Genomic DNA, 20,601 nt, shown 5'->3' with positions numbered 1-20,601 from the left:
TGGGAAATTTTACGCCGGATGTGACAAATGTTTTCGGGAGGTGAGAATATAATTAATAATTAATATTGGATGGTGGGGTATCAATGCAGTTAAGTTTAATATATTATTTTTATACGATTCGGAAAATATGGTGGATAATACTGATAATCCTTCTAGTATGCAGTCAAGGGATTTCAATTGTAACTGCGTCTATCTTTAATAACTCGACTTTGGAACATGAGCAGTATTCTTACGAAAAAATATTAAATCATATAAACGAGATTAGGCCCGAAAAAATCCCTGATCCTGATTTATCGGAAATATTGGAGAGAGATTACAAAAATTTTACAAATTTCTCATCAAATACTAATTTTTCTCCCATAAAAAGGGATAGAAAAGATCCAACAATACAAAATCGCACAAAATCCTCAAATATATTGTTATCCTCTGATGAAATTAATACAAGTGTCGGTTCAATAATTCTTAAACCTCTGGTTTACGGTGGCTACGGATATACATGTTCATGCTTTGCTGATCCCGAGGATCCAGAAAAATGTGCAGTTGATTCATTGATTTCTTACTCAATTTATCTGCCTGGATCTTATATTTTAGGTGAAGGATTTAACTCCTATTTCTCCGGAATTAGTATAGATGCTTCAGACGTTATACTTGATGGTAATGACAAAAAAATTACTGCTAAAACTGGAATCGAAATAGATAAAAATACATCTAATGTTGTTGTAAAAAACTTTGGTTCGATAAATGGAGGTTATGGAATAATATCGGAAGGTAAAAATAATAAAATATTAAACAATAACGTTTATCCTGAGATTTGTGGTTTGATGTCCAGAGCTGAAAATGATTCAATATTCTATAATTTTTTTGAAGGAATGTATAATTATGGGATATTATCTGGAGGTAATAATGCATCAATTTCAAGGAATAAATTAATCGCTGGATTTACATATCCGATTTATTCAGGGGGTAATGATTCAACAATTTCCGAAAACACTGTTAGCGGTGGATGGGACTTTAGCATTAGATCATCGGGTGCTCATGCAAAAATATTTGGAAATACAGTAACAAATTCTACTTACAATGGGATAGTCTCTTCAGGTCCTAATTCATTGATTTCAGATAATATTTTACATGATAATTCGAACTATGAAACTAATTTTGCTATCAATGTATTTGGATCAAATTCTATAGTGGATAATAATACTATTTACAATAGTGATTATGGCATTGTTATAACGGATTATTATGGAGGCACTATTGTTAGCAATGTAAGTGTAATTGCAAATAATGTCTTTGATAATTTTAATGGTATAAGTGATGGCGGAGTAAAAACATCGATAAAAAATAATAAAATAAAAAATAATGAGGTTGGGACGAATGTAGGATTTAATTCTACACTTCAGAATAACAATATTACTCGTAATAATTTTTATGGAATCTATGGTGGTTATCATGACGGCGATTCTATTAATATTATAGGCAATAATATCTCTGATAATCGTAATTGTGGTCTTTATATTAATGGTGGTTTTCCTAATATTGTAGGTAATAACATAACTGGTAATGAAAAAAGTGGTATATTTTTGGATGGGATAACGGACGGATTGATCTATAACAATTACTTTGGTAATGAAGTCAATACCGATATTTTTAGTAATAATGACCTATCCAATTGGACGAATCCCGCAGGTCCACTACCCGGAACAAACATCATGGGTGGCCCTTATATTGCTGGAAATTATTGGAGCATCCCAAAGGGAAAAGGATGGTCAGACCTCCAGCCACCTAATCCCAAAGGGTATACAACAACACCTTATGAGGTTTCTTTAGGTGTATATGATACTGCTCCACTTGTTAAAGTAAATACTTCATCTCATATCATTGAAGCATCTGCTGGGGATGGTGGAAAAATCGAACCATCTGGAAGCGTCTACGTAGAGCATGGTGAGAATGTAACCTTTACTTTTATCCCGGATAAAAGTTATCAAACTGCCAATTTTACAATAGATGGGAAATTTGCAAATAACACATCGCCATTTACCTTTACTAAAGTAAAAACAGATCATACTATTGAAGCGAATTTTAGTAAAACACCGGTTGTTTTGGTTCATGGCTTTAATAGTGACCCTTCTTGTTGGACTGAAATGATTAAGAGATTAAATAAAGAAGGAATTGAAACTTGGGCTTTTGATTATTCAGATAATAATAGGGGTGACCCAAGAGTAATTGCACATCAGTTTAAAGCATTTATTGAAAATAAAAGAGATGAAATACATTATTATGGTCCTATTGATATTATTTGCCATTCAATGGGGGCATTGGTAAGTCGATGGGAAATGGAAAATCTCGAGAATGGAGATGCAAATGTCAGGCAATGGATAGGCATTGCCCCAGTCACAGGAGGTTCGGCCTTAGCAGATGATGAAGATGGATTATTTATTTTTCGGGCCATTTTAAACCTTATTGGTATATTTGACCCTGGTTCAGCTTTAACCCAATTATCTACAAATAGTGAAACAGTAAAGGAACTAAATAATAATATAAATAAGAATCAACTAAATAAAAATACAATATATCGTGTAATTGTAGGATATAATCCGGATGCTTCGATTTTTTTTAATAATTTACTTTTTGCTGTGACCAGACAAAAAATAAATGATGCCTATTCATGGACATTTCTTGGAGATGGAATTGTTGCAAACACACAATCATATTTCCATAACGTAGGAGAACAATTTGATACATTACCAATAATGGGAATATATTGGGACCATGAGGAAGCATCTTCTTACAACCATCAAAAAATCTGTCATCAACAGGAAACCATCAATCACGTTGTAGGTTATTATCAAAACCCGCTAAAGTCATCTACAAATATTCTCCCAAATGAACCAACAGGAGTAAAACCGAATTTAATAATAAAAACATGGGAAACTGCTAAAATTACAGCTAATGCCTATACTGTTTTTAGGTTCCCAGTAATAGGGGCAACATTGCTCACAATTTGTTGTACTGGAGATGGTAATTATGATATTAATTCGTTAAAAGATTCAAATCTATTGTCAGAAAAAGTAAATATTACCATAACATACAAATCTGGAAAATCTATAAAATTAACTCCAGGTACTGCTTATTATCAATCGGACTCGAATAATCTCACATGCTTTATTGATCCTGATGAAGTTGGGGAATATACTGTTACAGTATCACCAATAGGATTACAACCTTATGGATTTAATGGAGAAATGAAACTTAACGGAATTACGTCAAATGATTTAATTCCAATAAATGAAATAATACCTTCATCAGGAATCAATTCTGAATCAGCCACCATTACAAATTTATCGGGAAATAATTTCCATTCAGGTGCAATTGTGAATCTTTCACGTTCCGGTTATTCAAATATCACCGCAACGAATGTCCAATACCCTTCGTCAACCAAAATTACCTGCACAATCCCAATAACCGGAGCATCACCAGGATTATGGAATGTTACAGTAATGAATCCAGATGGACAAATGGGAACATTGATCAACGGATTTACAATCACAAAAACAGGAACATTAAATCCGGTCCATGCAGGGAGTATTGTTGACGGTCAGGGAGGAGCTAAACTGTTCGGCCCACATGGGGTATTTGTGAAAGACAATTATGCATATGTTGTCAGTTCTAGTAATGCCCTGGAAATCATTGATATTTCAATCCCGGAAAATCCAGTCCATACAGGATCTATTGTAAATGGAACGAATGGAGCTCTACTGGATAATCCATATAATGTCTTTATATCTGAAATTTATGCATATGTAATAAGTACCGGAAGTAATGCCCTTGAAATAATCGATGTTTCTAATCCTACAAACCCTGTCCATAAAGGCTACATTAAAGATGGAGAAGGAGGAGCAAAATTAAATGAGCCCTATAGCGTGTATGTTTCAGGGAATAATGCATATGTAGCAAGTAAGGGTAGTAACGCCCTAGAAATTGTTAATATCTCGAATCCAGAAAAACCTGTCCATTCAAGTAGTATAACCGACGGGGAAGAGGGGGCAAAACTGAATGGTGCATTCTCTGTTTTTGTATCTGGAAATTACGCATATGTTGCCAGTTCGTCCAGTAATGCCCTTGAAATAATCGATGTATCCAATCCAGCTAATCCTGTTCATAAAGGCTGCATTAGTGATGGAGAAGGAGGGGCCCGAATAAATAATCCTCAATATGTCTTTGTCTCTAATAATTATGCTTATGTTGTCAGTTCAGGTAGCAATGCTCTTGAGATCATTGATATTAAAAATCCCGCAAATCCTATTCATAAAGGAAGTATTTCTGATGGTGAAGGTGGATCTCTTTTATACAACCCTATAAGTGTATATATTTTCGGCAATTATGCACATATTGCAAGTCCATTTAGCGATGCCCTTGAAATCATCGATATTTTCGATCCTGAAAATCCAGTCCATGCCGGAAGCATAGTAAATGGAACTAGAGGGGCTCTCCTAGATAAACCCTGGAGTGTGGCAGTATCCAGAAATTATGCTTATGTAGCCAGTTATAGCAGTAATGCTCTTGAAGTTGTGAATATTGGAACTGCCTCACCCATAATTACGAGCATAACACCATCTTCAGGGGTAAATGGCAATCCAATTAATATCCGTAACCTTGAGGGAAGTGGTTTTCAAACCGGAGCACTTGTTAAACTTTCAAGAACTGGAAATTCAGAGATTATAGCAAATACTGTGTCCGTTAACAGTCCATCACATATAACCTGCACTCTTCCAATTACCGATGCAGCACCGGGTTTGTGGAATGTTACCGTAACAAATCTGGATGGACAAATGGGGACATTGATCAACGGGTTTACAATAACTAATGTTAACCCGACTCCAACAGTAACACCAACACCTACAACAGCCGGATTTTATATCAATTCAACAAGCGATAAATGGACAATCAGTTATCCTTCCGGTAATAAAACCTACCCAGAAGAATCGAATCAGACATTTATTACCCAATCAAAACCCGGCGCTGAGTTACTTGATGTAATTGTTGACGAACAATCAAAAGGAGCAAATAAATCTTATACCTTTACGAACATCACTACAGATCACTCTATACAGACGGTAGGTGATGCCAACCCTCATCAGGTTCATGTAATGTTCAATGCCACCCCATGTACCGGAAAACTCCCATTAAGAGTTGAGTTTTTCGATGAATCATTGGGTGAGCCTACTATGTGGTATTGGCAATTTGGAGATGGCCAAACTTCATCATTCAGGAATCCAATACACAAATATACCCGTCCAGGAATTTACTCAGTCTCATTACGTGCATATAACAATAATTCTGGAGGAACGAGTATGATGAATGAGATGATAAGAGTAATAGAATAAATTCTTTTTTTTTCGGATTAATGCTATTTTTCCTCTTCGCTCATCACAACTGAAAATCATTTCACATTCAGTAGTGTAACCCTTAATTCTCTTTTAAAATGTGAAAAATCCAGGATAAACCCAAATGCTCTACAATTTCAGACCATATCGAATAAATAAGATAAGGAAGGTGTAAGGAGGAATTAAAAACCGCATAAAATTTGTTAAAATTACTTAATATTCCCATAAAATCGACATTACTTAAAAAAAAGAGCAAATCCGCAAATTTGAGAGATGCTCTCTGTCCAGATGAATATGACTTGATTTGCTGTATATAAACCCCAGCATTTTAAAAAACAATGTTTGATATAGGCGGGTAATTTTCCACTATTACTAATAAATATCGGATTTACTTATTTATTTTTAAACTTAAATGAATTCATCCAGACAATATTTTTTTTAATACTTAAGATTAGATTTCTTGTGAGAAAACCCACAAATGCTCGCCATCACCAGTATCTCAAAAATTTAAGATATATTCATATTTTATTCACTCGGATATTATAGCCCTACAATTAATCAAAATACGATACCTCAATTCTTATTAATTTCTGTAACCATAGAGAAGTAGGGCAATCAAACGAGATAACTACGCCCATTTATATGCTAATCTCGAAAATTCGATAATGAACTCATTTTTACTTACATCAACATCACGAAGATTGAGTTATATTCAAAAAACAAATATCGTTTAACGTATTTTACTAAAATACAAATTATCAAAAAATAAATAACACTATTATACATATGATTACTATTCATCAGCTTGATCGTATCATTCAGGATCAGGTGAAATCATTTGCACGGAAAGATCCCGGAACACCCCGGTCCATCAACCTCTCCAAATACCTTTACCATAACCAGGTGATCACTATTTCCGGTGTCCGGAGATGTGGAAAAACAACCCTGCTTCGGCAGATTGCATCTCATTTTCAAGCCTATCATTATCTGAACCTTGCCGACATACGCTTTCATGGATTATCAGACTTGACTACCAGGTTACTTCTTCTGGAAAAACGAAAACCAGGAATCAAGATCCTCCTTCTTGATGAAATCCAGAACCTGCCCGGATGCGGAGAGACAATCAGACAATTACATAATGCTGGGTATAAAATTTTCAGCACTGTTTCACACGGCACCATAACATCTCATTCAGATAAATCACCACAGGAGATTTGGGCCAATATTGAGCTCTATCCATTTTCATTTGCCGAGTACCTCACCTGGCATGCGATAGAGATAAGCACGGAGTCTGAAAACCAGATTGCCATCCTGTCGCACCTGGACCGTTATCTGGAAGAAGGAGGATTTCCGGAATACGTAAGAATGTGGGATGCCGAGCATACCAGAAGTATATATGAAACGATCCTGTACCAGGACTGTATCGCCAGGTGGAATATCAGGGACGGTGCCGGATTTATCAGATTGGCACGGTTTCTTCTCACAAACATTGGAACCGAAGTCCATTACAGATCCCTGGCCTCATTGCTCGGAATGAAAAGTCCTATGACAGTCAGGGATTACATCCATATTCTGACAGATACCCATCTGATAACTGAAGTTCACCGGTATGATCCATCCCTGAAGAAACAGTATGGAACCGGGAAAAAGATCTATGCGGTCGATTCCGGCATGAGAAATCAGGTGGCCTTCAGGGTTTCCGGGGATCATGAAAAACTCCTTGAGAATCTGGTACTGACAGAGTTAAAACGCCGTGGTTTTGATGTCTATTACCATTTTTCTGCTAAGGAATGTGATTTTGTTATCATCCAGAATGGCAAGGTGAATGCTCTGTATCAAGTCTGCTCAGAATTAACTGATATGAACAGGGAGCGGGAATATGATGGTTTGCAGGAAGCTATGAAGCAGTATGGCCTTGACTGGGGGATGGTAATTACTATGAGCCAGGAGGGAGCAGTTCGGGTTTCTGAAGGGGTGATTCAGATTATGCCAATGTGGAAATGGGTGTTGAATTGGGAGGTTTGATGTAAATATCTATTCATCTCTTTTTCCAGTTTCATCACACACACTGAAACAAAATAATCGATTTAATTAAATCAGATCATGACAGGATTTTATGTACTTCCAGCTGAAAATAAGCTGTGATTTTTCCGAGAGATACTAAACCGGAGATATCTATGGGCATATATTCAAAAATTAAGGGATTATCGGATGTTGATGTTTCTGGAAAAACGGTCCTTCTGAGGGTTGATTTTAATTCTCCTATTGATCCTCAGGCAGGAGTAATCCTTGATGACAAGCGCTTTCGGGAACATCTCTATACCATAAAGGCACTTGATAAAGCAAAAACGGTTATCATCACCCATCAAAGCAGACCAGGAAAAAAGGATTTTACCTCCCTGTATGCCCATGCTCAGAGGCTTTCAGAATTACTTGGAAAACCGGTCAGATTTATTGATGATATCTTTGGATCATATGCACAGGAATCCATAAAAAAGGCAAACATCGGCGATGTCATTATGCTGGAAAATGTACGGTTTAATGCTGAAGAAAACCTCAAACTATCCGGAGAGGAATCAGCAAAGACGGTGCTGATTAGAAATCTGGCCAGGATGGGAGATATCTTCATCAATGATGCATTCGGAACCGCTCACCGATCTCAGCCTACAATTGTCGGTCTTCCTGAAGTCCTCCCTGCAATTGCCGGCCTTTTAATGGAACGTGAAGTTGAAAATCTATCACGCGTATTCCAAGGCGCTCCTCGTCCGGTGACATTTATCTTAGGGGGAACGAAGGTTGACGATTCTATTGATGTTGCCCGTCATGTCCTTTTAAATGGTATCGCTGATTATGTTCTTGCAGTTGGCGTGGTTGCAAATATCTTCCTCGCTGCCAAAGATTTTGATATTGGAAAACCATCAATGGACCTCATTGAGCAATTAGGATATACCGGACAGATTGAAATTGCACGTTCAATTTTATCACAGTTTAATGATAAGATCGTTGTTCCTGAACATGTAGCGATAAAGAAAGATGGCGTTCGTGTTGAAATGCATGTTCGGGATATTCCCGCGGATTGCCCGATATTAGATCTCGGCTCTGAAGGATTGATCCCATGTCTTGATCTCATCCGCTCATCCCGTACCGTAGTCCTGAACGGTCCTGCCGGATTATTTGAAGAATCTGATTACTCATTCGGAACCTATGAAATAATTAAAGCTGCTGCTGAAGCAGAATTTTCTGTCGTCGGGGGTGGGCATACAGCTGCGGTCATTGAAAAAATGGGATATGATTCTAGATTTACCCATATATCCACAGGTGGTGGTGCCTGTATCGAATTTTTAACCGGAAAAAAACTTCCGGCCATTGCTGCTCTTGAAAAAAGTTCTGAAAGGTTTGCCTGATTATCAAGTAAAAAAGCAAACTTATTTTTCTCTGTTGTTGACCACCTTAGTAGAATACCTAATCTATGAATAATAATATGATATCACTTGACCATATTGCATTACAGGTAACAAGCCTTGAGCAAAGTATTCGTTTTTACCAGAATATACTGCAGATGGAGGTTTTCGGTCCAGTAAACCTCGGAACATTATCAGCGAGCGGTCGATTCGTAGGAAAAGCGGTTTCAGGTGGACAAGGATTATTAAAAGGGATTATTAAGGGAATTTCGCCGCGAGCTTTACATGATCAGTATACTGATATTGCCCTTCTTGCATCATCAGGAAGTAAATACAATATTTTATTGGTTCAAAAAAGATATCCTGAAACCGGAATGACGAAATCAGTCGATGGTAAGACAATATTTGGATTTTCATGTACTCTTTCACCATCAGTAAATGCAGAAATACTTGCATGGGATCTTGCCCAAGCAGAAGCCACATTTCAATGGGGTGATCAAAATTATGATGGAACCCTGTTTACCGAAGACAATCTTATCCACTCAATATATGTTCAGGATCCAGACGGACGGGTAATTGAACTGAAACCTGGAACAGAAGATACTTTTCATGGATCCTGCATCACATCAATTGATTCTATCACACTTCATGCAACTTATCCGGAAAAGTCTGCACAATATTATACTAAAACACTTGGTTTCTCGATTACATCAGATTCAAAAACTACTATTCCAGGAAAAAGATTCATATGGCTTACTGATTCATCAGGAAGAAGACTCATTCTTTTATATGGCCTGATCAGTCCGGATGGAACACCTGTCAAGGCTAGTGGTTATGGATTAGACCATTTTGCATTAACTGGTCTGTCAATAAAAGGGGAGAAACATTCTATCCAGACAGATGTTCGAATGAACCCAGAAAATTTGATAGAAAATTCTGGATCTACATATCTTCAGGATTCAGACGGATATTGGATTGAGAACTACCCAGAGTCATAATTTAACGTAACCTTTGAGTGCCAATGAATGTAAACTGGAAAGTAGTGGGAGGGTATGGAGCCCATATAAAATCAAACCGTACTGAGATCATAATTTCTCATAGAGGGAATGTAACTGAGATCCCTATTCGTAATATATCTCATTTCCTGCTAATCGGTGGGCATACTATTCAGACCTCAACGATTTCAACCCTCATGAAAGAGGGAACTTTTATTTCATTTTGTGAATCAGACGGTAAACCGGTAGGATATATTGCCCCCTATGATTATACTTCATTTAAAGAAATACAGAATCTTCAGGAGACGACAGCACCGTATTCGTATGCATTAACATGTGCTTTTGGATCAATGAAATCGAGAATTTTTGCCATCGAAGAACATACCGAAAAATTCGGCACCGACATTCTCTATTCGGGAGAACTGGATATTTTATCGGGATATTTAAATGAACTGGGAAATATGGTGCTCATTGATGAACTTCGTCGGATTGATCAACTGGTTCGGGATATGTATTACGAGATCATTAGCAGAATAATTAGTCCGACATATAACTTTAAACGAAGAACAATCCGCCCGTATCGTGATCCTGTTAATGCAATCCTTTCTTTTGGGTATGGAATGTTATCCTCTGCATGTATGCGGGCAGTTATAGGTGGGCATTTAAATCCATCTTCGGGATTTTTAAATCGAGGAGACCAGGCCCTCATCCAGGATCTTATGAATTGCTGGAAACCAGGGATGATTGATAAGCCGGCCATTGAATTTCTCGCATCTGACGAGTTTCCATCCAAAGGGTTTGAGCTCACTCGGGATCGATGTATCCTTCATGAGGAAATAATTACAAAGTTAATAACTCTTTTTTCAGAATCAATTGAACAAAATCTGATAGATTCACAGATTCAAAATCTTCTTCAGGCATTACAGGGAGAAACCCAATTTACGATTCTCCGATCACCTACCCTGAAAATTCATTTTTAACTCGATTTTTGGTTCTATTTTTCATTTGAGTGGCATCATCAAAATATGCCATACTAAATAATTCTATTTTAATAATTATTAGATTATTTTACCTCTTCTAATATATAGCATCATAAAGTTTAATATTTAAATATACCGCATTAATTTGCGTTAATTTATTAAACAATATTTATAAAAATGGATTAAATAAAAGAGGATATGCAGGATAATATCTCCTGCTCAAATGCCTTCGCTGTGGCTTGTTCAGGCGATTCCACATACAACCGGACCAGAGGTTCAGTGCCTGAAGGTCGAATTAAAGCCCAGGCATCTTTTCTATCTATCCGGATCCCATCGACCAGATTCAGGGAATCACTTGAGAATTTTTTTTGCACTGCAGCGAGAATTTTTTCTGCATTTCCGGTATGAAATTTATGCTTAAGCATAATAGAAGGGGGGAGTGCATCAACGAGAGAGGAGAGAGGCTGTTTTTTTGAGGTAAGAAGAGTAACCATCATCGCAGCAGTCATCCCACCATCCCGGCAGAACTGATGATCAGGATAAATGAGACCACCATTTCCTTCACCTCCAAAAGAAACCGGTTTACCTTCGGCAAGAAGTGCTCTCATCCGACGTGCGACATAGATGCTACCAACCGCAGTATAATCAACGGTGCATCCATAAGGGGAAACCACAGTTTCTATTAATCTGGATGTGCTCACCGGTGTAACCAGAATTCCTTTCCTTTGAGAGCACATGTATTCTGCAATAAGTGCAAATTCTTTATTTTCTTCGACAAAACGCCCTTTATCATCTATAAAGACAGCACGATCCGCATCACCGTCGTGGGCAACACCAAATGCTGCTCCGGTTCCAACAACCATATCAGCAAGCGGAGCCAGTCCTTCAATGGATGGTTCAGGATCCCGGGCCGGGAAATTTCCATCAGGGTACGCATTTAAGGTAAAGACCTGACAACCAATAGATTGCAATATCTCAGCCGTTGTCCGGTATGCTGCACCACATCCCGGGTCTATGACGACCTTCATGCCTTCACCAATATTTGTTGGAACCTTACTTACAACTCCTTTTACATATTTCTGAACAAGATCCCCTTCAGGAATTACTACTCCAACATCTTTCCATTCCTTTAGATCAAAATTATAGGAAAAAACACGTTCTTCTATCTCTATGGAACCATCATCATCCATTTCAGTCCCGTCTTTTTCTATAACCTTAACCCCATTATAAGCACCGGGATTATGGGATGCAGTAATGACGACTCCTGCATCATACCGATTCATAACAATGTACTGAAGAGCCGGAGTCGGGAGAATACCACAGTCAATGACATCACAGCCGGTTGCCATGAGTCCTGCCTTCATTGCATTAATTAATGCAGGTCCGGAAGTCCGTGTGTCCATTCCGACGGCAATTGTACCAGGACGCATGGTTCCAACAGCCATTCCAATCTTCATGACAAGTTCAGGAGTTATGAGTTCACCAACGATTCCCCGGACTCCATTCGTCCCAAATAACTGCTTTTTCTTTTCAGTCATATGCATCTTCTTGAGGTTTCACAGGCTGAGTACTGAGCTCTTCTACTGGCTCATCAGTATCTGCGTCTTTTTTCTTTCGCTTTTCCTGTTTTTCCCGTAACTGTTCTTCACGAATCTTGAGGAGACGTGATGAAGCCAGGGCGACATGCCGCATTACTTCAGTTACCCGGTCTTCTACTTCAATTTCATTGTCCACTTCAATAGAGGTACTCTCTATTTCCATGAGGAACCGGGCTACTTCACTTACTTCAAACAATAAATCATCAAGTTCTTCTGGAGTATAAAACCCGCACATTGCCCCATAGAGGAATGTTGCTCCTGCTTTACTCACTTTCTTTTTAAAAGAACTTCGTGCCTGATTTACTGCCTGAGGGGTGTATGTTCCGGTCATAAACGGAACCAATTCGGGGAGGTTTTTTCCGATGTACGTCATCTCTGCACCGGATGATGTCTGAAAATCGGCACACAATCTTGATATTGCCCATTCTCTGGCAGTGATAAAAGTTCTTTTTCGAAGAAACTGATTTACCTGAGAATAGGATGCGCCATCAACCTTCCTGAACTTGTGATACTTGGTAGGATCCCGTGAACGGAATGGTGTTGACATCAAAGTACCGTTAGAATTGCCTTACAGATAAGGCCACGGTAAGATCGTGTGTCGAATGAAACAATGGGTTTTTTATAACAGACAGACAACATGTATAGGGGTTGTCCCAAAGCCCAGATAGTGTAGTGGCCTATCATGTCGGCCTGTCACGCCGACGACTCGGATTCGAATTCCGATCTGGGCGTATTCTCATTCTTCTTTTCGATTTTTTACCGAATATCCACCATAAGGCACAACTACCTCAAATCGTGCCCCTTTACCCTCAAGTCCAGTCTCAACAATTGTGATGCCTGTAATTGACAATATTTCTCTGACTAAAAATAATCCAAGCCCGGTATTACTCCCATATCCGCGCTCAAATATTTTTTCTTTGAGATCTCCTGGGATTCCAAGGCCATCATCCTGACAATAAATACAGATTGAAGTATCCCTATGTTGCCAGTAAAACCGGATGACAGAAAGATCCGTGCCTCCATGCCGGATGGCATTATCCACTAAATTATAAAACACCCGTTCCAGTAAAGGATCTGCATACACGAACAGACCTGACAGATTATTCTCTATCTGTATCCGTTCTGGAATACCTACATCGGTTACTTTGAAGACCAGATCTCCAACATCTTTCCATTCCGGAGAATGAACACCGAGGTTTTGATATACCCGGGTAAATTCTATCTGATCATGGATGAGCTTTGCTGCACTTTCCACAATACTAATAATCTCAAGAGTTTCAGGATCTTTCTCATCTCCTTTGAGCAAAGGAATCAATCCGAGAATTACAGACACCCTGTTACGAATATCATGACGGGTAATGCTGGATAACAGATTGAGTTTTTCATTTGTCCGCATGAGCGCTTTTTCAGCCATTATCCGTGGAGTAATATCACGCATACTTTGAATAGCGCCAATCACATTTTTCCTGGAATCATAGAGCGGCCCTGCCATTGAAGAAAAGAATTTTCCCCCTTTTCCCATTTGAGGAAATGATTCTTCAATGAATAAAGAATCGCCCGACTTGCTGGCATCCGGGAAATGTTCCATCAGAGTTCCTTCTTTGTTAAGAACAGCATTCAGGAGCATGGGACGTTTTTCCGCATAAAAAGGGATAGCATATTCATATCTGCCACGACCGATGATATCTGATTCAGAAATGCCTGTCAGGGCCTCCATCGCCTGATTCCAGAAAATAACCCACCCGTCTTTATCAATGACAAATGTCGCATCAGGAAGACGCGAGATAACGTCTCGCAATTGTCTTGCAGATTCCCTGAGAGCTTCACTTTCCACAAGAGCTTTCCATGCAAGACGCTGCTCTGTAATATTTTGGACATTCAAAGACCATATCGCATTTTCAGAACTTTCTCCGGAAAGAATGGTGAGATCATGGAGGACAGGAAATCGCGTTCCATCTTTTCTGATATGATCCAGTTCAAAGGTTGCATGACCAGAATGAAGTGCACTCTCCAGATATGGGGTAAATTGCTTTTCCGGATATCCAGTAACAACAATGAAGGGATTTTTTCTCAGCAAATCAGATGGCTCCATACCATGCATTATCGAATATGCTGAATTAACATAGTCCACTTCATGACTTCGTCCGGTTACAATCCCGGTGCTGGTATGCTCGACAATATTTGCTAATTTCCGAAGTGAGGTTTCAATCTCTTTTCTCTCAGATATGTCAATGGCAAACCCTCGAAGACCAGTAATCACCGAACCAGACATTATGGGAGATGCGTACATAATCAAGGGAAAGCGCTCACCTGTATTTTTTACCCCCGTATATTCAACTCCACTAATAGGAATTCCAGTCTTAATCTTTTCAAGGGCCGAACGGAACCGGGAATGATCCGCCTCATCAATAATTCGCAGGATATGAAGATCGGACAGGTGTACATTCTGGTTAAGCCCTGAAATTGACATTCCCATCTGATTCATAAATGAGATATTCCCATCCAGATCTGATTCAAACACAAACTCAGGGAGCAAGTCTGCTAGTTCGCGATACTTCTTTTCACTTTCTGTAAGGAGTCTGACATGTTCTTCTAACTCTCTTCTTGATCGGCCTAACTCCATGAATACCGGATGAATCTCTTTTGCAAGATCTGAAAATTCATCGTTGCCGTCAAGGAGAATATCGGATAGATTTTCACGTTTCAGGTTTCGGGATTTAATGTTCTCTATCAAGGTATGGAGCCGTTTTAGAACGAGTTGGTCTACCGTGAGGAGTGAGACAAAAATAATCGAGAGACCAAGGCCCATGAGAATAATAATATACGCAAAAATCGTCTCTTTCCCCTGCTTTACAATATTTCGCGGTGAAGATACAAGCAGTTCCAGATATCCTTGAGAATCAAGAGTTGGCAAGTAGGTAAAACCTTGGATTAAATCTTCAGAGATTGGATTAACATAAATATTCTTTTTTGTTTGAACTGAAGGGTAATCATATGGTTCAATATTTTGTGAAGATACAGGAGTTACCTGTATAGAAAGATCAGATATATCAGAAAGTTGCTGAATTTTTTCTTCATACAAATACATACCAAAGACCAGAATACCTGCAGCGGGTCCTTGGTATGTACTGGTAATAATTGGCTCTGAAGTAACGAGTGCCGGACCTTTTGGGAAAATAATCATTCCCGAGTGACCATCTAAAATAGAATCAAAAGAAAAGAAGCCAGGTATTGCAAGTATTTGTGCTATCGTTTCGTTTGAGAGTTGTTCCATCGATTCAGTAGTTTTATTGACTTGCGTACCATACTTTACTGAAGAATTATCCTTTAAGAAGAGCGCAAAATCAATGCCCAGATTCTCCACCGATGCATAGTTCAGGTTACGGATAATATAGTCTTCATTCCTATCAAGAACAAAATTGTATGATTCATCCCATCTGGACCAGTCACCAGCCAGGGAGAGGATCTGTGCCTTTTCATATTCCAGTACCTTCTGAGCCTGGATCACTTTTTGTGTGACATCATCTTCTTCAAATCTGGTATAACTTTCATTCAAAAGAGAAAATGAAAATAGTGTAATGAGAAGGATACCACAAATCAAGGTGAGTCCGATAATGAGGAATGCTTTTGTCCGAAGATCCATAATACAAAACTCCCCTTCGGATTACCCCCTGTACATGTGGGGGTGTATGGGTTTATCCCTGCTGCGAAGGTGTTGTTATCGTCACAAATGAACCGGAATACGTACCAAACATATTCATAATCGGTCGGGATGTAATTATATATTGCCTTTCTTCTGAAGATGGACACAACGGAACCTGTACCCTGGACTCATCTATTGACCTGAAAAAATCAGGAGAGATTTCTAAACCAGATCCTCGTAATGATAATCCTTCCCGGACATCTTTTAAAAAGAGTGAAGAACTGCTCTCCCCGATACATTCTTCTGCAGCCTGATTCATCCAGATTATTTTTAAACCAGAATTTATGATAAGGATCGGATGAGAGGAAGTTGAGATCTGAACATCCATTGAAGGAGTAAGACCGGCTTTTCTACCCTCAGTTGTCTGACGCATTTTTTCGCAGAGATGTGTACTCACCTTGATGGCGCTGTACAAAAGATTTGGATTTACTGGTTTTATCAGAAAACCAAATGGCAATGCCCCAATCGCCTTTTCCAATATTTTTCTCTCATCATGTCCGGTTACAAATATCACGGGTATTGTAAAGATGTTAAAAAGTTCAGTCGCTGCTTCTATTCCGGATATTGCTCCGGGCAGGTCAATATCCATCAATACGATATCAGGCCTTTCAGCAGCTACCTGTTCGATGACCTGTTCACCGGAATTTACCGGAGTGTGAAGGACAAACCCCCCGTCACGAAGCATCGATAGTAAGACACGGGTAATTATCTCATCGTCCTCGACTATAAGGACAGAATTTTCAGGCATTTATGCTTGACCTCAACACTTTTCTCAGGGTAGCAGGGTGACACCGGGATATATCTGATATCATTGTTGGAATAGTCGCTATAAAGAAATATCGAGATCTAAGTTTCGCAGAATAGGTATTCTACGAAATAGTTTTAATTATTGAGATATATACGATATAGTAGTGATTAATGGGTATTTTTCAGAATGGATTCCCCGGTTTATCCAATATCTGAAAATGAGGAATTATTCGCAAAAAACTCTAAGCAGTTACAACATTACCCTCAGACGGTTCGGGCAGTATATCTGGCTCTCTCGATCGCATCGTGGTGACCTCTCAAAAAAGTGGAGCCATAAAGAACTACTCAGACTTGATACAGATGTACTGGTCACTGCATCTGAGATCTCAGGGTACCTTGAATTCCTCTCCCGTGATCATCAGTACCATGCTACAACATATAACCGAATCCTATCATCACTTTCATCCTTTTACCGGTTTCTTCTTATGCAGGAAGTCATCGATATAAACCCTGTACCACGGGTAGATCGTCCAAAAGTGAAAGAAAAAGAACTCAAATACTTAAAACACAGTCAGGTAATGCGTTTACTGCAATCAATTCCTGATGATCGGGACCGGCTGATGATCAGAATTATTTATGCAACCGGGGTTCGCGTATCAGAACTGTGCACGATGAATGTTGAAGATGTTGATTTTGATGACCAGATGATCCGTGTCATGGGTAAGGGTGGAAAAGTCCGTATGGTATTTGTTGATGAGGACACGTTGGATGAAATAGCCAACATCGTAGGAACTCGTCTTTCAGGCCCCCTTTTTCCAGGACAATCAGGAAAACATATCTCACCAAGAACGGTTCAGTTAATTTTTAAAAAATATGCCCCCCAGGGGATAACTCCGCACAAAATCCGACACAGTTATGCAAGTGAATTGTACAGAAGATCCCGTAATCTTCGTGTTGTGCAGGAAAATCTCGGCCATGCATCGATCAAGACCACAGAAGTATATCTGCATACAGATGTTGATGAACGGCGCCAGGTATATCGGGAATTTTTCCCGCTTGCATCTTCGGGAAGAAGAAATACTGAGAATTATCAGCGAAAATCATCTGAGCCGGATCATTATGATGAACATGGATAATCCTGATGTCTTCCAGGAAAGATAAATAGCGCGAGCTTTGAAGTGATCTTGTGATACGCTTAATGAAAGAACTATTCATTTTCCGTAATAAACCAGATTTTGTCATAAAATAGAGTATAAACTGAAAATTTTAGGGTGAGTAGAATCGAGTTATTTCTTTATCACCATCGGTTCATTTTTTGTGAGCGGGAATTTCTATATCCTATCAACACGAATATGTGTAGGCAAGGCTCACACAGCTTTTCAATACTCCCGTAGTGTAGAGGTCAATCATATCGGATTTTGGTTCCGATGACGACGGTTCGAATCCGTTCGGGAGTATTTTATTTTCACTTCTTTTTGGTTTTATGATTGCTAATTCATGACTCCGGCATCAGGTGTCCATAAAAAATTCATCACACACGGCCATTAACTATATACGATGTCTGAGGATAATCACCTATCAGCAAGAGTGCAGGGCAATTCATATGATAGGTATTCGTTGGATAGATTTTGATCACATTCCTGATCGTTTGGCAGGATTGATTGATCTCTCATATAATCTCTGGTCTTCATGGCACCCGGAAGCCTGGTTACTTTTTAAAAATCTGAACCGTCAGGGCTGGAAAGAATCAATACACAATCCGGTAAAAATGCTTCAGGAACTTCCAGCCGAAGCACTTGAAGCTGCGGCTTCGAATATCGAATATACAAACCACTATGATGCAGTTATTGCGAAGTTTCAGCGATATATGCTGGCGAAAAACCAGTGGTTTGATGAATATTACCCGGAACATCAGCAACATAAAATTGCCTATTTTTCCGCAGAATATGGTCTGCAGCACTCACTGCCACTCTATGCCGGCGGCCTTGGATTTTTAGCAGGAGACCATTTGAAAGAATGCAGTGACATTGGTATTCCACTCGTTGCTATCGGGTTTATGTACTCTGATGGATATCTGCACCAAAGGATTCGAAACGACGGGTGGCAGGAAGATGTAGAGGAGAAACTTGACAGAGATAACGCTCCGGTAAAAAGAGTTCTCGGACGGGACGGGACACAACTCATCCTGCAGGTCCCCTTTATAGCGCCGCAGATTCATTTTGCACTCTGGAGAGTGGATATCGGGAGGGTTATTCTCTACCTTATTGATACAGAGATTGAACAAAACCCACCACACTTACGAAATATCAGCAGCAGGCTTTATAGTAGTGTTAATGAAATGAGACTCTTGCAAGAGGTTGTCCTTGGAATTGGAGGAACCCATGCACTCAAATCATTAGGAGTAAAGTACTCTGCAATTCATCTGAACGAAGGACATGCAGCATTTGCTCTTATTGAACGATACCGGCAGAAAATTGAGGAAGGGTTGTCTCCAAAAGAGGCTCTTCAACATGTATATAGCACCTCACTCTTTACTACCCATACTCCTGTCCCGGCAGGACATGACAGATTCCCAAACTGGATGATTGACAAGTATCTAAATGCCTATTATGCAGGAATGCATATGAGCAGGGAGGAATTTCTGCAAAAAGGCCACCATATTGAAGATCCTCCGGATACCTTTAACATGGCTGCATTCTGTCTGCGGATGTCTGCTCATGGGAACGGGGTTAGCAAGAAACACGGTGAAGTTGCAAGAAGAATGTGGCATTTCCTCTGGCCTGAAAATAAACTTGATGAAGTTCCAATAGGTTCAGTCACCAACGGAGTTCATATTCCGACATGGATAAATCCCCGTCTTGTGAGTCTCATAAACCGGTATATTTCCCCCATCTGTCCGGACTGGTTTGAACACCATGATAAAGAATACGTGTGGGCACTCATCGATCAAGTACCAGATGCAAAACTGTGGGATCTTCATTATGCCCTGAAGATAAAACTCATTAACCGGATATTGCAATTTAAAAGACGGGACTGGATGAAATATCAGGCTGATTGTGCAAATGTTGTTGCAGGAGGAGCATTAATTGATCCAAATACCCTGACCATCGGATTTGCACGAAGGTTTTCTACCTATAAACGGGCAGACCTTATCTTCCAGGATCTGGATCGGCTCAAAAAGATTCTCAATAATCCCTGGAAACCAGTTCAGATTATTTTTGCCGGAAAAGCACATCCAGCAGATGATGAAGGAAAGCGGATTCTTCAGCGAATATACCAATATGCACAACAGCCTGAATTTGGTGGTCGAATCGCGTTTGTTGAAGATTATGGCGAACAGATAGCAAAGTACCTGGTTCAGGGTGTGGATGTCTGGATGAACAATCCGGTCCCTCCACTGGAAGCGAGTGGTACGAGTGGCATGAAAGCAGCGGTTAACGGAGTTTTAAATTTCTCAATTGCAGACGGGTGGTGGATTGAAGGATACAACGGTAAAAATGGCTGGATTTTTGGACGAGACCACGCAAACGGTGACCGAAACTGGGAAGATGCATCTGAAATGTATAGTCTTTTAGAGAATGAAATTGTGCCACTCTATTATGATACCGGTCTTGATGGAATCCCACATAAGTGGGTTGCGATGATGAAAGAATCAATAAAAAGTAATGCACCCCGGTTCTCTTCAAGAAGAATGGTCAAAGAATATATGCATAAATATTACATTTCCACACTTTCCTGTGTGGAATGCAATGCATTCATCGATGATAATGCCATTGAGGCAGTTTCACAATAA

The 20,601-nt window shown here is 39.4% G+C and carries 11 protein-coding genes and 2 tRNA genes; 9 read left to right on the top strand and 4 right to left on the bottom strand.

Annotation, left to right across the window (positions count from 1 at the left end):
* Window positions 1-83 precede the first annotated feature (83 nt).
* The 5 genes from KSK55_RS16160 to cas1 all read left to right on the top strand — a co-directional run bounded on the left by KSK55_RS16160 (window position 84) and on the right by cas1 (window position 10,760).
* Entirely contained in the window at window positions 84-5,384 is a 5,301-nt protein-coding gene (locus KSK55_RS16160) for an alpha/beta fold hydrolase (protein WP_218607691.1), read from the top strand.
* 786 nt (window positions 5,385-6,170) lie between these two features.
* A complete protein-coding gene (locus KSK55_RS16155; protein ID WP_218607690.1) occupies window positions 6,171-7,409 on the top strand; it encodes an ATP-binding protein in 1,239 nt (412 codons plus the stop codon).
* 152 nt (window positions 7,410-7,561) lie between these two features.
* Window positions 7,562-8,788 (top strand): phosphoglycerate kinase, encoded by a 1,227-nt coding sequence (locus tag KSK55_RS16150; protein ID WP_218607689.1) that lies wholly within the window; start codon window positions 7,562-7,564, stop codon window positions 8,786-8,788.
* Between the two features lie 65 nt (window positions 8,789-8,853).
* A complete protein-coding gene (locus tag KSK55_RS16145; RefSeq protein ID WP_218607688.1) occupies window positions 8,854-9,783 on the top strand; it encodes a VOC family protein in 930 nt (309 codons plus the stop codon).
* 23 nt (window positions 9,784-9,806) lie between these two features.
* Window positions 9,807-10,760, top strand: a complete 954-nt coding sequence (gene cas1, locus KSK55_RS16140; protein WP_218607687.1) for a CRISPR-associated endonuclease Cas1 — start codon at window positions 9,807-9,809, stop codon at window positions 10,758-10,760.
* A 182-nt stretch (window positions 10,761-10,942) separates the two neighbouring features.
* On the opposite strand, the gene glmM is transcribed toward cas1, so the two are convergent.
* Complete coding sequence (gene glmM, locus KSK55_RS16135) at window positions 10,943-12,304, bottom strand: phosphoglucosamine mutase (RefSeq protein WP_218607686.1); 1,362 nt, start codon at window positions 12,302-12,304, stop codon at window positions 10,943-10,945.
* Complete coding sequence (locus tag KSK55_RS16130; protein ID WP_214421194.1) at window positions 12,291-12,905, bottom strand: DUF5806 family protein; 615 nt, start codon at window positions 12,903-12,905, stop codon at window positions 12,291-12,293. Before KSK55_RS16130 ends, glmM begins: the two co-directional genes overlap by 14 nt.
* Window positions 12,906-13,016: 111 nt before the next feature.
* Here KSK55_RS16130 and KSK55_RS16125 point away from each other — a divergent pair.
* Window positions 13,017-13,089 (top strand) — tRNA-Asp (locus tag KSK55_RS16125).
* A gap of 5 nt (window positions 13,090-13,094) precedes the next feature.
* Here the strand turns inward: KSK55_RS16125 and KSK55_RS16120 are convergent.
* Window positions 13,095-16,001, bottom strand: coding sequence for a PAS domain S-box protein (locus KSK55_RS16120; RefSeq protein ID WP_218607685.1), 2,907 nt, complete (start codon window positions 15,999-16,001; stop codon window positions 13,095-13,097).
* 52 nt (window positions 16,002-16,053) lie between these two features.
* On the bottom strand, window positions 16,054-16,809 hold the full coding sequence (locus tag KSK55_RS16115; RefSeq protein WP_218607684.1) for a response regulator: 756 nt from the start codon (window positions 16,807-16,809) through the stop codon (window positions 16,054-16,056).
* 163 nt (window positions 16,810-16,972) lie between these two features.
* On the opposite strand from KSK55_RS16115, the gene xerA reads away from it, so the two are divergent.
* The 3 genes from xerA (at window position 16,973) to glgP (ending at window position 20,601) form a co-directional block, all read left to right on the top strand.
* Complete coding sequence (gene xerA, locus KSK55_RS16110; RefSeq protein ID WP_218607683.1) at window positions 16,973-17,944, top strand: site-specific tyrosine recombinase/integron integrase; 972 nt, start codon at window positions 16,973-16,975, stop codon at window positions 17,942-17,944.
* Between the two features lie 248 nt (window positions 17,945-18,192).
* A tRNA-Gln gene (locus KSK55_RS16105) sits at window positions 18,193-18,265 on the top strand.
* 146 nt (window positions 18,266-18,411) lie between these two features.
* Window positions 18,412-20,601, top strand: a complete 2,190-nt coding sequence (gene glgP, locus KSK55_RS16100; RefSeq protein WP_218607682.1) for an alpha-glucan family phosphorylase — start codon at window positions 18,412-18,414, stop codon at window positions 20,599-20,601.

This window comes from Methanospirillum hungatei (assembly GCF_019263745.1).
Classification (GTDB): domain Archaea; phylum Halobacteriota; class Methanomicrobia; order Methanomicrobiales; family Methanospirillaceae; genus Methanospirillum; species Methanospirillum purgamenti.
The sequence above is the reverse complement of the archived record's forward strand: the minus strand, read 5'-3'. Positions and strand labels throughout refer to the sequence as shown.